The following is a 17,022-nucleotide window of genomic DNA, read 5'->3' on the forward strand; positions in this document are numbered from 1 at the left end:
TGCGATGAGCACTCAGACCTTTCTCCTCCCCGACGTGGGTGAAGGCCTCACCGAGGCGGAGATCGTGTCGTGGCGGGTCGCGCCCGGCGACACCGTGGCCGTCAACGACGTGATCGTGGAGATCGAGACGGCGAAGTCGCTCGTGGAGCTCCCCTCGCCGTTCGCCGGGACGGTCGGCGACCTGCTCGCCGCCGAGGGCGACACCGTCAACGTCGGCGCGCCGATCATCACGATCGCGGATGCCGCGGCCGCTGCGGCTGCCGACGCCACCGTCCCCCAACCCTCCGATCCGGGCGGAGCCGATGCCGGTGGGGCCGTGCTCGTCGGGTACGGCACCGGCGGGCACGTGCAGTCGCGCCGCCGGCGCCCCGCGGAGCGTCCCGTCGCCGCATCCGTGGGGGTCATCGCCAAGCCCCCGATCCGCAAGCTCGCGCGCGACCTCGGCGTCGACCTGTCCGCTGTGAGCCCGAGCGGCCCGGCCGGCGAGGTGACGCGGGAGGACGTCGTCCGGCACGCGTCGCAGGCCAGCGTCTTCCGCAACATCGAAACGCCCGAGTGGGGCGCCGTGCGCGAGGAGACGATCCCCGTACCCGCCGAGGCCGCCCCCGAGCCCGCGGCCGCGGCGCCCGCCGCCGGTGACCGCGAGGAGTCGATCCCCGTCCGCGGCGTGCGCAAGGCGGTGGCCAGCAGCATGGTGCGCACCGCCTACTCCGCGCCGCACGTGTCGGTGTGGACCGATGTCGACGCCTCGCGCACGATGGAGCTGGTCAAGCGGCTGAAGTCCTCGCCCGACTTCGCCGACGTGAAGGTCTCGCCGCTGCTGATCATGGCGCGCGCGGTCATCTGGGCCGTGCGGCGCACGCCCATGGTGAACGCGGCATGGGTCGACGGCGAGGAGGGCGCGCAGATCCGCCTGCACCACTACGTCAACCTGGGGATCGCCGCGGCCACCCCGCGCGGGCTCCTCGTCCCCAACATCAAGGATGCGCAGGACCTCAGCATGCGCGAGCTGGCCCGCGCGCTGGAGAAGCTGACCCTCACCGCCCGCGAGGGCAAGACCACCCCGGCCGACCAGCGGGGCGGCACGATCACGATCACCAACATCGGCGTGTTCGGGATGGATGCGGGCACACCCATCATCAACGGCGGCGAGGCCGGCATCGTCGCGCTCGGCACGATCCGACAGAAGCCGTGGGTCGTGGACGGCGAGGTGCGTCCTCGCTGGGTCACCACCGTGGCCGGGTCGTTCGATCATCGTGTGATCGACGGCGACGGCATGAGCCGCTTCATCGCCGACGTCGCCTCGATCCTCGAGGAGCCCGCCCTCCTCCTGGACTGACGGCATCCCACGCCCACGGTGTGGTGATAACGATTCTCATTAGCCGGTAGAGTGGCGGCATGACGTCCTCGCGCCTGGCTCCGCTCTCGCTGCTCGCCGTGTCCGCCCTGGCGCTCGCCGGCTGCGCGAGCGGCCCCGACGCCGACGACGGAGCGGTCCGGGTGGTCGCCTCCACCGACGTCTACGGGCAGATCGCCGAGGCGATCGGCGGGGATGCGGTGGAAGTCACCTCGATCGTCACGTCGGGGGCGCAGGATCCGCACTCCTTCGAACCGAGCGCGCAGGACCAGCTCGCGGTGAGCCGCGCCGACCTCATCCTGGAGAACGGCGGCGGCTACGACGGGTTCATCGACGCCCTCATCGAGTCCTCGGGCGTGGATGCGCCGGTCCTGACCGCCGCGGAGTTCTCCCACGACTGGCCCGAGAACGCGGGCCACGAGGCGGAGGCCGCGCACACCGACGACGCCGAAGACGAGCACACCGAGCACGACCACGGCGACCACGCCCACGTCGAGGGGTTCAACGAGCACGTCTGGTACGACCCGCACGCCATGGCGCACTTCGCCGAGGCCATCGCCGACGAGCTCACCGCCCTCGACCCCGACGGGGCGGACGACTTCGCCGCGAACCTCGAGGAGTTCGAGGCGGGCATCGCCGAGGTCGAGGACGCGCTCGCCGCCGTCGCGACGAGCGACGCGGGCGCCCATGTGTTCGTGACCGAGCCGGTCGCGCTGTACCTCGTCACCGCCGCAGACCTGCACAACGTCACCCCGCCCGCGTTCACCGAGGCCGTCGAGGAAGGCCAGGACGTGCCGCCGTCGACGCTGCTGGAGGCCCTGCGCCTCCTCGGGAACGGCGACGTGCGCGTCGTGATCGCCAACGCCCAGACCGGCGGGCCGGAGACCGAGGAGGCCATCCGCGCCGCCGAAACCGCCGGCATCCCGGTGGTGGAGTTCGCGGAGACGCTCCCGGAGGGTCAGACTTACCTTTCGTGGATGGACGAGAACGTCGCGGCGCTGGCCGACGCGCTGAGCCGGTGACGACCGCACCTCCCCTCCAGATCCGCGGGGCAGCGCTGCGTCGCGGAGACCACACGCTGTGGAGCGGGCTGGACCTCGAGGTGCAGCCTGGCGAGCTCATCGCGGTCCTGGGCCCCAGCGGTTCGGGAAAGACGACGCTGCTGCGCGCCATCCTCGGTCTGGAACCGCTCAGCGCCGGCAGCATCCACGCCCTCGGCACCGAGGTCCGCCGGCCCGGCAACCGCCGCATCGGCTACATCCCGCAGCAGCGGCCGCTGCCCGCCGAGACCCCGCTGCGCGGGCGCGACCTCGTCGGCCTCGGCGTCGACGGGCACCGGTTCGGCTTCCCGTTCCCGCGACGCGGCGACCGCGCGCGGATCGATCGCCTCGTACGGGAGGTGGGCGCCGAGGACTTCGCCGACCGCCCGGTCGGCCTCCTCTCCGGTGGCGAGCAGCAGCGGCTGCGCGTCGGTCAGGCCCTCGCGGATGCTCCGGCGCTGCTGCTATGCGATGAACCGCTCACGAGCCTCGACCTCGCCAATCAGCAGGCCGTCGTGCGCCTCATCGACCGCCACCGCCGGAACACCGGCGCCGCCGTGATGCTGGTCACCCACGACATCAACCCGGTGCTCGGCAAGGTCGACCGCATCCTCTACCTCGCCGGCGGCCGTTTCATGCTGGGCCGCCCCGACGACGTGCTCAACTCCCGCGTGCTCAGCGACCTCTACGGCGCCCCCGTGTACGTGCTCCGCGCCGCCGACCGGCTCGTCGTGGTCGGCGCCCCCGACGCCGAGGACACGCACCACCACCACCACGACTCCGAGGGCGGGCACTGATGGGCGCGGATGCGTGGGACGCCCTGTTCGGCGGGCTCCCCGATTACGGCGCGATCCTCGCCCTGGTGTCCAACTCCCTCATCGCGGGTGCCGTGCTGGGGCTGGTGGGCGGGCTCATCGGCGTCTTCGTCATGCAGCGCGACATGGCCTTCGCCGTGCACGGGATCAGCGAGCTGTCGTTCGCCGGCGCGGCGGCGGCGCTGCTGCTGGGCTTCGACGTCATCACCGGTTCGATCCTCGGATCCGTGCTGGCCGCCGCGATCATCGGATGGCTCGGTGCCCGCGCGCGCGACCGCAACTCGATCATCGGGGTGCTGATGCCCTTCGGCCTGGGGCTGGGCATCCTCTTCCTGTCGCTCTACGACGGCCGCAGCGCGAACCGGTTCAGCCTGCTGACGGGCCAGATCGTGTCGGTCCAGAGCGGGCAGCTCGGCTGGCTGATCGCGATCGGCGCGGCGGTGCTGGTGGCGCTGCTGCTCATCTGGCGGCCGTTGCGGTTCGACTCCCTCGACCCGCAGTCCGCCGCCGCGCGCGGGGTGCCCACCACCGCGGTCTCGCTCGCGTTCATGCTGCTGCTCGGCCTCGTCGTGGCCGTCGCAGTGCACATCATCGGCGCGCTGCTGGTCATGGCGCTGCTGGTGACCCCCGCCGCCGCGGCCATGCGCGTGGCCTCCGGGCCGGTGTCGGTGCCGGTGCTGGCGGCGGTGTTCGGGTTCGTCTCCGCCGTGGGCGGCATCCTCCTCGCCGTCGCCGGAACCCTGCCGGTGAGCCCCTACATCACCACGATCTCGTTCGTCATCTACCTCGTGTGCCGCGTCGTGGGGACCAGACGCGACCGGGTCGTGCGGGCCCGCGCCTGACGACCGCTAGGGGTCAGGCCGGCCCGCGAAGAGCGGCCTGCGTCCGGGCGAGGGCCTCGACGTAGGCGCCGGGGGTGACACCGGCGACCCGGCGGAACTCGTTGGTCAGATGCGCCTGGTCGACGTAACCGAGATCGACGGCGATCCCGGCGATGTCGCCGTCCGCCACGGACAGACGCCGCACGACCTCCTGGAGCCGGATGCGGCGCGCGATCTCGCCCGGGCCGCGCCCGACGTGCGTCCGCAGCGCCCGCTGGAGCGTCCGCTCGCTGGTGCCCAGCAGTGCCGCGACGTCGTGGATCCGCTGCACGTGCGGCTGGGCGGTGAGGGCCTCCAGCGCCGCGTTCGCGATCCGCTGAGACGCCCGCAGCGGCCGCTCGGCGAGCCGCGCGCGCACGAGCGCGTCGGCCAGCTCCGCGCGGCGCGCCGGGTCGGGGGCGGACGCGATCCGCTCGAGCAGCGCGTGCGCGCGGGCGTCGAACGCGGCCGTCAGCTCCTGCTCGGGGCCCAGCGACGCCGGGTCGAGGTCGGACAGGACCGCGAGACCCGCAGGCCGCAGCCGGATCGCGAACACGTCGCCGCGTCCGGCGAGGGTGCGCGTCCACGCGTGGGAGCGGGCCGAGGTCACGACGAACGGAGCGTCCACGTCGCCGTGCTCGACGCTGAAGGTGACGGAGGGGTGGTCGATGATGCGCTGCGCGATGGACTCGCCGGCGTCGAGATGCCAGCGCGCCGCCCAGTAGGTGTCCACGATCTCGCGGACGTCGTCGGCGGGGACGATCCACTGCGCATCGAATCGCGCGAGGTTGGCCGGCTGCAGCACTCCGGTGCGCTCGCTCGCGCTGATCGCTCGTGTCCGTCGCGCGCTCATTGGCGCAATTCTGCAATACGCGACGCCCGGCGGGCGACAGGATGAGCGCGTGACCACCAACTACCGGGACACCTTCATCGCCGTCGCGCCGGACTGCCCCGCCCCCGCGGCCGAGGCGCCACCGGCCGGCGCCACGCCCACGGTGGCGTCGCTGCAGTACGACCTTCTCCGCGACCATCCGTACGAACTGACCTCGGACGAGGTCCTCTTCGCGGTGTACGCGATCCGCTGGGGCATCGACGACGCGCGGCGGACCGAGGAGTGGGAGCGGTTCTTCGCGAAGGATCAGGCCTGCCTGCGCGCCTCGCCGCTGCCCAAGCGATACGGATGGGGGTTGCACCACGACGGCGAGGGGCGGGTCGCGCTCGTGGGCCTGGGCACCCCCGAGTACGACGAGTTCCAGCGCCGCACCGACCTCACGCAGAAGGCCGCCATGCGCTCCTCCCGGAAGGGATGACCGCGATCCCCCGGCCAGCGACCATTCGATTCGCGCCGAGTCCGCGGCATCCGCTGGCTGTCGCACGGATGCCGCGGCACAATCGCGGGTAGTGACAGGAGGAGCCATGACCGCACCCACGCGCCCCTACGAGGTGACCGAACTGGGCGCCCTGGATCAGTGGCGCGCCCACTTCGGCGGCTTCCGGCCGGAGACCTCCCGTGAGGGCCGCCGCGTCGTCGACTTCGATCTGCCGCTGCAGTACATCGGTCTCACCGCCAACGCGCTGGCACCGGGCGAGGAGGCCGGGTACTGGCACACGCATTCCCGCATCGAGGAGGTGTACCTCTTCCTCGACGGCCGCGGGCAGATGGGGCTGGACGAGGACGTCGTCGACGTCGGCCCGGGAACGGTCGTGCGCGTGGGCCAGGGGGTCTGGCGCACGTGGCGCGCCCTGCCCGACGCCGACTCGGAGCTGCGGTGGATCTGCATCCGGGCCGGTGGGTACGAGCTGCCCGAGCTGCCCGACGACGCCACGCGCGACGCCGAGCGTCCCGCCCCGTGGTGAGGCCGGCGGAGCGGCGCCGCGCCCGCGCCCGGGCTGCGTTCAGGGGGCGCCGGTAGGATTCGGGGCATGGCCCAGCGCAACACGTGGCAGCGCGAACGCGTGCGTGAGGCGCTCACCGACGCCCGCGGCTTCGTGAGCGCCCAGTCGCTGCACGCCACCTTGCGCGAAGAGAACACCGGCATCGGGCTGGCCACGGTGTACCGCACGCTGGCCGGAATGGCCGCGCAGGGCGAGGCCGATTCCCTGCAGAGCCCCGAGGGCGAGAACCTCTTCCGTGCCTGCACGTCCGCGGGCCACCACCATCACCTCATCTGCCGTTCGTGCGGGCTGACGGTGGAGATCGCCGCCACCGACGTGGAGCAGTGGGCACGCGCCACCGCCGCCCAGCACGGGTTCATCGAAGCCGAGCACGTCGTCGACATCTTCGGCCGGTGCGCGTCGTGCGCGGCCGCGCAGCGAGAGCAGGCGTGACCCAGACCCGACCGGCCCCCGCACGGCAGCGCACGCGCGGTCGCGCGGTGCCCTGGCTCGCCGCCGGCGTCGCCGTCGTGGTGGCGCTGTTCGCGATCGACGCATTCGCGCCGGCCCTGTTCGCCGACGCGCTCCCGACGCGCGCGCAGGACGGCCTCACCCTCGCCCTCAGCGTCCTGATCGAATCGCTTCCCTTCGTCGTGCTCGGTGTGCTGCTGTCGGTCGTGGTGCAGGTGTGGGTGCCGGCGGGGGCGATCGAACGATGGATGCCGCGGCGGGCGTGGGCGCGGCGGGCCGTGCTGTCGCTGCTGGGGATGCTGCTGCCGGTGTGCGAATGCGGCAACGTCCCCTTCGCCCGCGGCCTCATGATGCGCGGGTTCTCCGTGTCCGACACGCTGACCTTCCTGGTCGCCGCACCGATCGTGAACCCCATCGTGATCCTCACCACCCACGCGGCGTTCGGGTGGAGCGACGGCATCCTGGTGGCGCGCCTGGTCGGCGGATACCTCGTGGCCAACCTGCTCGGGTGGCTGTACAGCCGCCACCCCGATCCCGACGCGCTCGTGACCGACCGGTTCCGCCAGACGTGCGCCGTCAGCCTGGACGGCCCCGGCGCGCGCGCGACCCGGACGCGGCGGAGCCTCGCCCAGTTCGTCGTCGAGCTGCGCGCGGTCATGCCGGCGCTCGTCATCGGCTCGGGCATCGCCGGGGCGGTGCAGGTGCTCGTCCCGCGCCAGACGCTCCTGGCCATCGGCTCGGACCCCGCCCTGTCGATCGCGACGATGATCGTCCTGGCGATGGTGGTGTCGATCTGCTCGAACGTCGACGCGTTCTTCGCGCTGTCGTTCGCGTCGGCGTTCACGCCGGGGTCCTTGGTCGCCTTCCTCCTTGTCGGCCCCATCGCCGACGTGAAGATGCTCGCGCTGCTGCGCACGACGTTCTCGACCCGCGTGCTCGTGGGGATCACCGCGATCGTCGTGGCGGCCGCCTTCGCCCTCGGAACGGTGGTGAACCTCCTTGTCTGACACCGCGCTGCGCCCGCTCGCGAACCGCTGGCTCGGGGTGGGCCTGGCCGCATCCCTCGCCGTGGTGACGATCGCACTCGCCGTCACCGACCGCCTCGCGCTCTACATCAACCCCGAGTCGGCCTGGTTCGCCGTCGGGATGGCCGTTCTCGTGCTGATCGGCACCGTGGCGAGCTTCGCGCTGCCGCTGGGCGGCGAAGAGGACCACGGTCACGACCACGGCACCGCGGATGCGGCGGAGCATCCAGCGGAAGCGGTGCACCACCCGCGCCCCCGCCGTGTGGCGACCGTGATGACGGCGACCGGCGGCATCCTGGCGTCGGGCGTCGTCGTGACGATGCTCGTCACGCCCCCCGCGACGCTGTCGGCCGAGCTGGCGATGTCGCGCGACGTGGGAGCGGCGCCGCTGTTCGCGGGCACGGATGTGGTCACCCTCGCCGCCTCCGGCGACACGGCGCAGTTCGGGGTGGGGGAGTGGGCCGGCGTCTTCGCGTCGGCCACCGACCCCGACCGCTTCGACGGCGACCCGGTCACCCTCACCGGATTCGTCACGCCGGGGGACGACGGCGACTTCGCCCTCAGCCGCCTGGTGATCACGCACTGCGTCATCGACGCGCAGTCGGCCAGCCTCCCCGTCACCGCGAGCACACCGCCGCCGGCCACGGGCGAATGGGTGAGCATCACCGGCACGGTGCGCGCCGACTCCGACGGCTCGCTGCGCATCCAGGCCGACGACATCACCCCCATCGACGAGCCGCAGGACCCCTATGAGTACTGACTCCCGGCGCACCCGGGCGCGGCGCCGACGCGGTCGCGGGTTCGCCACGGTCTTCGCCGCCGTCCTCGGAGCCCTCGTGCTCGTGGGCGGGGTGGGCGCTGCCGTGACGGTGGCACAGGGACCGCGGTTGACCGAGGTGCGCGTGGATCCGGAGGCAGCCGTCGCGGCGTCGGGGTCGCGCCTCATCTTCACCACGACGCAGTCGCTGCACGACATCGACCCCGCGCAGGTGGAGGTGGCACCGGCCACGCCGTTCACGGTGGACACCTCCGGGCGCAGCGTCGGCGTGCGGTTCGGCCTCCCGCTGCGCGATGACACCGAGTACACCGTGCGCATCCGCGACGTGCGCGGTCTCGGGGCGGGGCCCGCCGCCACGATCGAGGAGACGTTCCGCACGCCGGCATCCGAGGTCTTCCTCCTCCAGCGCGGCTCCGGCGACGATGCCATCTACCGCACGGGGCTGGCGGGGGCGGGCAGCACCGAGGTGTTCTCGCACCCCCACATCGAGGACTACCGCGCCACCGCGTCGCACCTCATCGTCTCCGTCCTGGAGGAGGAGCACTCGGCGCTGCTGGCGGTGGATGCCGCCACCGGCGACGTGCGCACGCTGCCCCTCCCCGGCGAAGGGTTCGTCTCCCACCTCCAGTCCGCGGATCGCGGCGAGCGGATCGGGTACACGTTCTCCGACGCCGCCCTCGGCGAGGACGGGGGCCTGGAGAGCGTGCTGTTCACCGCATCCCTGGCCGAAGGCGCCGCCGACACCCCGCCGACCCGGGTCGCCCTCCCCGGTGCCGACCCCAGCGTGGCGGAGTGGCGGTTCGTACCCGACACCGACAGCATCCTCGCGCTCACCTTCGACGGCGCCCTCGTGCTGGCCGGCGCCGACGGCGCGGATGCCGCGCCCCTGGGCACCGCCCTCGGCATCGAAGGCATCGCCCGCGGATCGAGCCAGGCCGTCATCGAGCGCAACGAGGGCAGAGTCGTGGTCGATCTCACCGACGGGACGGAGGGGGCGCTGCCGGAGCCGGCGGACGACCTCGGCGTGCCCGGCTCGGTGATCCCCGTGCCCGGTGACGACGCGGGCACGATCCGCAACTACGCCCGCATCGGGGAGGGCGCGACGTTGCTGTCCAGCTCGGTCGTGCACGTCGCCGCCGACGGGACGGTGCAGACCCTCCTGGACCTCGACCCCGCCGACGCCCTCGTGCAGACGTGCGTGTCACCCAACGGGCGGTACGCGGCGCTCCTGCTCTCACCCGACGCCGCCGCCAACCCGTACGACCGGTATCGTCTCCCGCTCCCGCAGCGACTGGAGACGCGCGTGATCGAGATCGGCACTGCAGTCGAGGTCGCCGCGTTCGGCGGATTCGGTCTGTCGTGGTGCCAGGTGCCGCCGGCATGAGTGCGCACCGCCCCGTCACGCGCGCCGACCTCGGCGGGCTCCCCCTCGAGGTGGCGCCGCGGCTCCTGGGCGCGCTGCTGCGCACCGAGGTGGATGGCGAGGAGGTCGTGGTGCGGGTGAGCGAAGTGGAGGCCTACCACGGCCGCGGTACCGGCGACGTGCCCGATCCCGGGTCGCACGCGCGGATGGGGCCCACGGCGCGCAACGCCACGATGTGGGGGGAGCCGGGCCACCTGTACGTCTACCTCAGCCACGGCATCCACTCGTGCGTCAACGTCGTCAGCGGCCCGGAAGGGGTCGCCGGGGGAATCCTGCTGCGCGGCGGAGAGATCGTCGAGGGCGAGGATGCGGCGACCCGCCGGCGCCTCGAGCGGCGCGGCGTGGTGCGGTCGCCGCGCGACCTGGCCCGCGGACCCGGGCGTCTCGGTGACGCCGTGGGCCTGCGCCATCCGCAGCACGACGGCATCGACGCGGTGACGGGAGCGGTGCAGGCGGGGGCCACCGCGCGTCTGGAGCTGCGCGTGGATCCGGTGCCCGACATCGCGACCGGCCCCCGGGTCGGGGTGGCCGGCGTCGCGGGCACGGCGGCCTTCCCGTGGCGCTTCTGGATCCCCGGAGACCCGACCGTGTCACCCTTCCGGTGGGGCCGCGGCGCTCAGGAGGCGGCGGGCGAGGTCGCGCGGCCGCCCGTGCTAGACTGACTGTTTGTCTGCGCGCACTCCAGCACGCAGTTCGTACCCCTCCTCCTGCCGCAGCCCGGATCCCCGGTGCCTGAGCGTGTCGAAGGGTGCAGACAAGGGATCTTGGGTGAAGCCGTCCGGCTTCACGGTACAGAAGGAGACATCACCATGGCAGCAGTGTGCCAGGTGACTGGAGCGGTTCCCGGCTTCGGTCACAACATCTCGCACTCGCACCGCCGGACGAAGCGCCGCTTCGACCCGAACGTGCAGAAGAAGACCTATTTCGTGCCCTCGCTGGGTCGGAAGATCACCATCAACGTGTCCGCTAAGGGCATGAAGGTGATCGACGCGCGCGGCATCGAATCCGTCGTCAAGGACATGATCGCGAAGGGTGTGAAGCTCTGATGGCCAAGAAGGCTCAGGACGTCCGTCCGATCATCAAGCTGCGTTCGACCGCCGGCACGGGATACACCTACGTGACGCGCAAGAACCGCCGCAACAACCCCGACCGCATCGTGCTGAAGAAGTACGACCCGGTGATCCGCAAGCACGTCGAATTCCGAGAGGAGCGCTGATCTCATGGCCAAGAAGAGCAAGATCGCGCGCAACGAGCAGCGCAAGGTGATCGTCGCGCGTTATGCCGCGAAGCGCGCCGAGCTGAAGAAGCAGCTCGTCGACCCCACCGCCACCGACGAGCAGCGCGAGGCCGCCCGCATCGGCCTGCAGAAGCTGCCGCGCAACGCCTCGCCGGTGCGCGTGCGCAACCGCGACGCCATCGACGGTCGTCCCCGCGGAAACCTCGCCAAGTTCGGCATCTCGCGTGTGCGTTTCCGCGACATGGCGCACCGCGGCGAGCTGCCCGGTGTGACCAAGTCGTCCTGGTGACGCTTCTCACGCCTCAGCACCGCTGACGCGTCAAGGGCGGGGGTTCTTCGGAATCCCCGCCCTTATGCTTTTCCTCCACCGCTCCGCACGGAGGTCCCATGCCGCTCGACCCGTTCTTCGCCGAGCGTCTCCGCGTGCATCGCCGGTACCTCCTCGGCCAGGCGTGGCACAAGCTGCGCGCGCGCCTGCCGGTCGCCGCATCCGGGGCCTCCCGTCGTTCAGAACTCAGGAGATCCGGTCCCGGTGACGCCGCTGGAGCCCCGCGCGTCGGCGTGTCTCCTGAATTCCGGACGACGGATGCTGCCGCCGCTCCGGATGCGCCGCCCGCCCCGAAGCGGGGGGCTGCGGCCGCCCCGCTCACCCCGCGCCAGCGTCACCGCCGCGCAGCACTCGCGTGGGACCGTCAGGAGCAGCGTGCCGTGGGCCTGCCCGGCCCGGCCCTGCGGACGGTCGAGCACGAGGTGCCCGTCGACGGGCACCCCTCCGTCCGCACCCGCGTGTACCTGCCGGACGAGCGCGTCGAGCCTTCGCCGGCGTGCCTCGTCTTCGGTGGCGGGGCGTTCCGCATCGGCGGGATCGACTACCCCACCGCCGACGCGGCATGCCGCCGCCGCGCCGCCGCGTCCGGCGTCACGATCATCGCCGTCGACTATGCGCTCGCGCCCGAGCACCGGCATCCGACCCAGATCGAGCAGGCGTACGCCGCGTGGGAGTGGGTGCACGCGCACGCGGGGGAACTGGGGGTGGATCCGCAGCGGATCGGGGTGTCGGGAACCTCCGCCGGCGGGAACATCGCCGCCGTCCTCGCCCTCATGAACCGCGATCGGGCGCGGCTGCCGATGCGGCTGCAGATCCTGGAGGTGCCCGTCACCGACCTCACCGCGCGATGGATCGACCTGCGTGCCACGTGGGCTCTCGGCATCCCCGCGGTCCTGGCGCTGCGCGAACTGCGCTCGGTCGCCCGCACGTACCTGCGCGACCCCCGTCGCGCACGCGCGTCCTACGTCTCGCCCCTGCGTGCCACCTCCCTCGCCGACCTCCCGCCTGCCGTCATCCTCACCGCGGAGTACGATCCGCTCCGCCGCCAGGGTGCCGCCTACGCGGCGGCGCTTCGTCGCGCCGGGGTCGCCGCCAGCGCCGTGCGGTACCTGGGGGTGACCCACGACACCCCCGTTTTCGTCGGCGCGCTGGCGTCGGCCAGGCGCTGGGAGGACGATGTCGTGACCGCCCTGCGATCGCTGTGACGACGCCTTCCGCGTCCGTTCAGGCCGTCGCAGACGCCACATGTGCCCCATCCGACCCGCGACACGCCTGCAGTTCGGGCCGAAAGGACCCGAGATCCGCGGAATTCCGCGGGTCTGTTGATACATTCGAGGCGGTCGATCCGACCACCGGGGGCATCCGCCCCCGTCCGATGTAACGAAGGCGGCCGCTCGGCCGCCCGGGAGGACCACCGAATGGCTGACAAGTCCATCACCAAGACCGAACTCGTCGCGAGCATCGCCAGCGCGACGGGTCAGAGCCAGTCCGCCGTGTCGGGCGTGCTCGACTCCCTCTTCTCCACCGTGTCCGAGGCAGTCGCCAAGGGCAGCAAGGTCTCGATCCCCGGCTGGATCGCGTTCGAGCAGGTCGAGACCTCGGCGCGCACCGGCCGCAACCCGCAGACGGGTGAGGAGATCGCCATCCCCGCCGGCAAGCGCGTGAAGGTCACCGCGGGCTCCAAGCTCAAGGCTGCCGTCAAGTAAGACGGCGCCGGGTCGAAGGGGGGATGCTGAGGCATCCCCCCTTCGTCTTCCCTCAGGAAGGCGCACGTAGGCTGGAGGGGTGACTCTCGCACCCGCTCCGCACGGCGCTGCACCGTCGCGCGGGGACTCGAGCCCCGCAGCCCCGGCGCGGTCGCTGCGCCTGGTGGGCCCGGTTCTCCTGGTCGCGGCCGCGCTGGCAGCCCTCGTGTGGGGGCTGGCCTACGGTGGCGGCGCCGCGCCTCTTCTCCTGGGCGACCCCGGTCCCCTCGTGCGGTGGGGGCTTCCGGTGGCGACCCTCGCGGTCAACCTGTCGGCCGCGGGGATGGTCGGGTCGCTCGTCCTGGCCCTGTACGCCCTGCCCGCGGGGGAGCGGGCCTTCGACGTCGCGCTGGACACCGCATCCGCCAGCGCCGCCGTCTTCACGGTCGCCTCGGCGGCGACGGGCTTCCTCACGTTCGTCAACACGATGAACGCGACCCCCAGCGCCGACGCGCTCTTCGGGCAGCAGCTGGGGCGGTTCCTCGTGGAGGTCGAGGTGGGCCGCACGTGGCTGCTCACTACCGTCGCCGGCGCCGTGCTCACCGTCCTCACCTTCGCGGTGCGCTCCTGGACGCCCACCCTCTTCGTCGGGATCCTCGCCGTCGTCGCCCTCGTCCCGATGGGGACCCAGGGTCACTCCGGGGAGGAGGCCAACCACGATTCGGCGGTGCTGGCCCTCGTCCTGCACATCATCGGCGCCGCGGTGTGGCTGGGCGGCCTCGTCCTGCTCGTCCTCATCCGCCCGCTCCTGGACCGCGCGACCCTCGCCAAGGTCCTGCTGCGGTACTCGAGCCTCGCGCTGGTGGCCTTTGTCGTGGTCGCCGTCTCCGGCACCGTGCGCGCCTCGATCGGCCTGGGCGGATGGGACGCGCTCCTCTCGCCCTACGGCGTGCTCGTGCTGGTCAAGGTCACGGCGCTGCTGGCGATGGGCCTGCTGGGGGCCTGGTACCGCAAGCGGCTCATCGGGCGCACCCACGAGGACGGGTCATCCCGCCGCTTCTGGGGCCTCGTGCTCCTGGAACTGGCGTTCATGGGCATCGCCAGCGGCGCCGCCGCGGCGCTGGCCCGCACCGCCCCGCCCGGATCGGCGACGGCGCCGACGCTCGGCACGCCCGCGGAGATCCTCACCGGCGCGCCGCTTCCCCCCGAACTGACGGTGACGCGGTGGTTCACCACGTGGGACATCGACCTGCTGTGGCTGTTCGCGGTGGCGTTCGGGCTGTTCTTCTACCTCGCCGGCGTGTGGCGCCTGCGTCGCCGCGGCGACTCCTGGCCGGTGTACCGCACGGTCCTGTGGGTCGGCGGCATGCTGCTGCTGCTGTGGGTCACGTGCGGACCCATCAACGCCTATCAGGACTACCTGTTCAGCCTCCACATGGTCGGCCACATGCTGCTGACCATGGCGATCCCGCTGCTGCTGGTGCCGGGGGCGCCGGTGACCCTCGCCGCCCGTGCCATCCGCAAACGGGATGACGGCAGCCGCGGCGGGCGGGAGTGGATCCTGTGGGCCGTGCACAGCCCGGTCGCCCGCATCCTCACCAACCCCTACCTCGCCGCGGGCCTGTTCATCGGGTCGCTGTGGCTGTTCTACTACACCGACCTCTTCCGGTGGTCGCTGTACGACCACCTCGGGCACGAGTGGATGGTCGCGCACTTCCTCATCACGGGGTACCTGTTCGTGCTCTCGCTCATCGGGATCGACCCGGTGCCCTACCGCCTGCCCTACCCGCTGCGCCTCGTGCTGCTCATCGCGGTCATGGCCATGCACGCCTTCTTCGGCGTCGCGCTCATGATGCAGTCCGGGCTCATGGTCGCGGAGTGGTTCGGCGCGATGGGCCGCACGTGGGGCCCCGATCCGCTCGCCGACCAGTACATCGGCGGCGGGGTGGCGTGGTCGATCGGTGAGATCCCGACGCTCATCCTCGCCATCACGGTGGCGATCCAGTGGAGCCGCTCGGACGACCGGATGCAGCGACGCCGCGACCGGCACGCCGACCGCACGGGCGATGCCGAGCTCGAGGAGTACAACGCGCAGCTGGCCGCCCTCGCCGAGCGCGACGCCCGCGCCTCCCGCTGATCCGCTTCTGCGGCGCGGGCTAGGGGGCGTTCTGGCCCTGCACCTGGATGGATGCGGTGCCGTCGGGCAGCACCGTGATGCCGCCGGAGACGACGAAGCGCACGTCTTCCTGCACGGTGCGCACCGAGCCGTCGAACAGCGAACGGACGTCGACGTCGATGTGCGCCACCGCCTCGGCCGGGACGATCCGCCACCCGGCGCCGTCCGGTTCCACCCGGACCTCCGGCTGCTGAACGATCGACCACGCGGGCGCGTCGACGATGCGGTTGCGCACCTGGTATCCGAACGGGCACCCGGTGGGCTGCAGCACCTGCTGCGCCGCGCACGCGCCGAGGAACTCGTTCATCCGCTGCTGCACGACGCCGATGAACTCCTCCGTCGCGTGCGCCTGGATGTCCACCGGCACGGTCGCGCGCGGTGCATCGGCGAGCACGGCCACTCCCGGGGTGGCGGAGATCGCCGTGTCCACGGCCACGGAGTACACCCCCGGTGAGAACACCAGGAGGGGGAGCGTCGCCAGTGGATCGGCGTCGACGCCGTCGGCCGACACCTGCCGCTTGTCGATCTCGAAGCCGTTGACGTCGAAGCGCATCGATCCGCGCACCGTGAGGTCGAGGACGGCGAGGGGGCTCGTCGCGAAGCGCCACGACGGGGCGACCCCGGTCCACCCGTCCTGCACGACCGCGAAAGTGGTCTGCCCCTCCACGCCGGCGGCCCGGTAGGCGACCGTCACGCGGGTCAGCTCGCCGTCCACGCGCTCCCCCAGGACCTCCACGTCGGTGAGCGTCGCGAGGGTGTCACGGCGCAGCAGTGCATCGGACGCGGTGGCGGGGAGGCCCGCGGCCGCCAGCTGCTCGGCATCCATCGCCACGCCGGGAAGGGCCCGGGCGTCGGTGGCGCGGCCGTCGGCGAGCAGATCGAGGTAGCGCAGGACGAAGGCGGTGGGGCTGTACAGCTCGCGGTACAGGGCCACGCCCCCCGCCGCGAAGGCGGCCATCAGAAGCGCGCCCACCAGCGCGAGCGCGGTGAGGTCGGAGGCGAGGCGGCGTCGCCGACGGCGGCGTGCATGACGAGCGTCGTCCGCGACCGCTTCGGGCCGCGGAGCAGGCGTCGTTCCGGGGCTCTCCACCGTCACAGTCTAGGAAAGAGCGCCTCCGAAACCGCTGGTCGGCTCACCCGGCGTCACGGCTGAGCTCGGCGACGGCGAGACCCTGCACGATGTCGAACGCCGCGAGCTGCCCGGTCGACATCGACAGGACGATCGAGGTCAGCGGAGCCGGCCACGCCGAACTCTGGGTCATGTCGCCCACGGCCCACACGCCGTCCACGCTCGTGCGGCCGAGCCCGTCGGTGGCGACGACCCCGAACTCCGTCAGAGCGAGTCCCAGCGCGGCCGCGAACGGTGCGCGCTGCGCGGTGCGCGGCGCCGCGAACAGGCCCGCGACCTGCAGGTCGGTCCCATCGGCGAGGTGCAGGCGCAGACCGTCGGGAGTCTCCTCGACGCGGGCGAGGTCGCCGGGCGCGAGGATGCGGACGTCGGAGGCGATCGGGCGGAGCTTGGCGGCCGTCATCGTCGCGAGACCCGTGGCCAGGATCACCGTGCGCGCCGTGACCATGCTGCCGGATGCGGGGTCACGGCGAACCCGTCCCCCTCCCGCCGCACGGACGTGACCTCGTCGCCCCGCACCTCGATGGAGTCGTACGCGGTGAGCTCCTCCCGGCCGCGCCGGCGCAGCTCGCCCGGTGCCACCCCGTCCAGGGTGAGGACGTTGTGCGCGTGCGCCGTGGCGTCGTTGCGGTACTCGCCGGAGTCGAACAGCACGGCGGTGCGGTGCACGCGGCCGAGCGTGAGCGCGGCCTGAAGGCCCGCAGGGCCGCCGCCGATGATGAGCGTGTCGTACATGTCTCTCCTCTGCTCTGGTGCCGGGGAACGAGGCAGACACGGCGAGTATTCCCCCGCACGTGCACCGCCCGCCCGGGCGGGCGGCGAA

General features: G+C 72.5%; 21 protein-coding genes. 17 read left to right on the plus strand and 4 right to left on the minus strand.

Annotated elements, in window-relative coordinates; genetic code table 11:
- Window positions 1–4 precede the first annotated feature (4 nt).
- The 4 genes from E4V99_RS06740 to E4V99_RS06755 are packed head-to-tail and all read left to right on the plus strand — an operon-like array spanning window position 5 to window position 4,054.
- Window positions 5–1,339 (plus strand): dihydrolipoamide acetyltransferase family protein, encoded by a 1,335-nt coding sequence (locus E4V99_RS06740; protein WP_135116753.1) that lies wholly within the window; start codon window positions 5–7, stop codon window positions 1,337–1,339.
- A 59-nt stretch (window positions 1,340–1,398) separates the two neighbouring features.
- Complete coding sequence (locus tag E4V99_RS06745; protein WP_135116754.1) at window positions 1,399–2,379, plus strand: zinc ABC transporter substrate-binding protein; 981 nt, start codon at window positions 1,399–1,401, stop codon at window positions 2,377–2,379.
- Window positions 2,376–3,194, plus strand: a complete 819-nt coding sequence (locus tag E4V99_RS06750; protein WP_135116755.1) for a metal ABC transporter ATP-binding protein — start codon at window positions 2,376–2,378, stop codon at window positions 3,192–3,194. Before E4V99_RS06745 ends, E4V99_RS06750 begins: the two co-directional genes overlap by 4 nt.
- The gene (locus E4V99_RS06755) at window positions 3,194–4,054 is read left to right on the plus strand and encodes a metal ABC transporter permease (RefSeq protein WP_135116756.1); all 861 of its coding nucleotides are present in this window, start codon (window positions 3,194–3,196) and stop codon (window positions 4,052–4,054) included. The genes E4V99_RS06750 and E4V99_RS06755 overlap by 1 nt, the downstream gene beginning before the upstream one ends.
- A gap of 13 nt (window positions 4,055–4,067) precedes the next feature.
- On the opposite strand, the gene E4V99_RS06760 is transcribed toward E4V99_RS06755, so the two are convergent.
- Complete coding sequence (locus E4V99_RS06760) at window positions 4,068–4,925, minus strand: helix-turn-helix transcriptional regulator (protein WP_135116757.1); 858 nt, start codon at window positions 4,923–4,925, stop codon at window positions 4,068–4,070.
- Window positions 4,926–4,974: 49 nt separating this feature from the next.
- Between E4V99_RS06760 and E4V99_RS06765 the strand changes: the two genes are divergently transcribed.
- The 13 genes from E4V99_RS06765 (at window position 4,975) to E4V99_RS06825 (ending at window position 15,031) form a co-directional block, all read left to right on the plus strand.
- Window positions 4,975–5,382, plus strand: a complete 408-nt coding sequence (locus E4V99_RS06765) for a DUF6157 family protein (protein ID WP_135116758.1) — start codon at window positions 4,975–4,977, stop codon at window positions 5,380–5,382.
- 106 nt (window positions 5,383–5,488) lie between these two features.
- Window positions 5,489–5,929, plus strand: a complete 441-nt coding sequence (locus tag E4V99_RS06770; RefSeq protein WP_135070451.1) for a cupin domain-containing protein — start codon at window positions 5,489–5,491, stop codon at window positions 5,927–5,929.
- 66 nt (window positions 5,930–5,995) lie between these two features.
- Window positions 5,996–6,400 (plus strand): transcriptional repressor, encoded by a 405-nt coding sequence (locus E4V99_RS06775; RefSeq protein WP_135070448.1) that lies wholly within the window; start codon window positions 5,996–5,998, stop codon window positions 6,398–6,400.
- Window positions 6,397–7,425, plus strand: a complete 1,029-nt coding sequence (locus E4V99_RS06780; protein WP_135116759.1) for a permease — start codon at window positions 6,397–6,399, stop codon at window positions 7,423–7,425. The genes E4V99_RS06775 and E4V99_RS06780 overlap by 4 nt, the downstream gene beginning before the upstream one ends.
- A complete protein-coding gene (locus E4V99_RS06785; protein ID WP_245233132.1) occupies window positions 7,418–8,203 on the plus strand; it encodes a TIGR03943 family protein in 786 nt (261 codons plus the stop codon). The genes E4V99_RS06780 and E4V99_RS06785 overlap by 8 nt, the downstream gene beginning before the upstream one ends.
- Window positions 8,193–9,605 (plus strand): hypothetical protein, encoded by a 1,413-nt coding sequence (locus E4V99_RS06790; protein ID WP_135116760.1) that lies wholly within the window; start codon window positions 8,193–8,195, stop codon window positions 9,603–9,605. Before E4V99_RS06785 ends, E4V99_RS06790 begins: the two co-directional genes overlap by 11 nt.
- The gene (locus tag E4V99_RS06795) at window positions 9,602–10,306 is read left to right on the plus strand and encodes a DNA-3-methyladenine glycosylase (RefSeq protein ID WP_135116761.1); all 705 of its coding nucleotides are present in this window, start codon (window positions 9,602–9,604) and stop codon (window positions 10,304–10,306) included. The genes E4V99_RS06790 and E4V99_RS06795 overlap by 4 nt, the downstream gene beginning before the upstream one ends.
- A 147-nt stretch (window positions 10,307–10,453) precedes the next feature.
- Window positions 10,454–10,690 (plus strand): 50S ribosomal protein L28, encoded by a 237-nt coding sequence (gene rpmB, locus E4V99_RS06800; protein WP_135071608.1) that lies wholly within the window; start codon window positions 10,454–10,456, stop codon window positions 10,688–10,690.
- Entirely contained in the window at window positions 10,690–10,860 is a 171-nt protein-coding gene (gene rpmG, locus E4V99_RS06805) for a 50S ribosomal protein L33 (RefSeq protein WP_005051772.1), read from the plus strand. Before rpmB ends, rpmG begins: the two co-directional genes overlap by 1 nt.
- 4 nt (window positions 10,861–10,864) lie before the next feature.
- Entirely contained in the window at window positions 10,865–11,170 is a 306-nt protein-coding gene (gene rpsN, locus E4V99_RS06810; RefSeq protein WP_135070436.1) for a 30S ribosomal protein S14, read from the plus strand.
- Between the two features lie 98 nt (window positions 11,171–11,268).
- Window positions 11,269–12,414, plus strand: coding sequence for an alpha/beta hydrolase (locus tag E4V99_RS06815; RefSeq protein ID WP_135116762.1), 1,146 nt, complete (start codon window positions 11,269–11,271; stop codon window positions 12,412–12,414).
- Between the two features lie 213 nt (window positions 12,415–12,627).
- Complete coding sequence (locus tag E4V99_RS06820) at window positions 12,628–12,915, plus strand: HU family DNA-binding protein (RefSeq protein WP_125133173.1); 288 nt, start codon at window positions 12,628–12,630, stop codon at window positions 12,913–12,915.
- Between the two features lie 160 nt (window positions 12,916–13,075).
- Complete coding sequence (locus tag E4V99_RS06825; protein ID WP_135117237.1) at window positions 13,076–15,031, plus strand: cytochrome c oxidase assembly protein; 1,956 nt, start codon at window positions 13,076–13,078, stop codon at window positions 15,029–15,031.
- Window positions 15,032–15,050: 19 nt separating this feature from the next.
- Here the strand turns inward: E4V99_RS06825 and E4V99_RS06830 are convergent, their stop codons facing one another.
- From E4V99_RS06830 to E4V99_RS06840, 3 genes are read right to left on the minus strand one after another with little or no spacing between them, the layout of a single operon-like run.
- Window positions 15,051–16,160: a hypothetical protein gene (locus E4V99_RS06830; protein WP_135116763.1), complete on the minus strand. Its 1,110-nt coding sequence runs from the start codon at window positions 16,158–16,160 to the stop codon at window positions 15,051–15,053.
- A gap of 43 nt (window positions 16,161–16,203) precedes the next feature.
- Complete coding sequence (locus E4V99_RS06835) at window positions 16,204–16,647, minus strand: FAD-dependent oxidoreductase (protein WP_135116764.1); 444 nt, start codon at window positions 16,645–16,647, stop codon at window positions 16,204–16,206.
- Window positions 16,626–16,934, minus strand: coding sequence for an FAD-binding protein (locus E4V99_RS06840; RefSeq protein ID WP_135116765.1), 309 nt, complete (start codon window positions 16,932–16,934; stop codon window positions 16,626–16,628). Before E4V99_RS06840 ends, E4V99_RS06835 begins: the two co-directional genes overlap by 22 nt.
- Between the last annotated feature and the right edge of the window lie 88 nt (window positions 16,935–17,022).

Source organism: Microbacterium sp. dk485 (genome assembly GCF_004570445.1).
GTDB classification, from domain to species: Bacteria; Actinomycetota; Actinomycetes; order Actinomycetales; family Microbacteriaceae; genus Microbacterium; species Microbacterium wangchenii.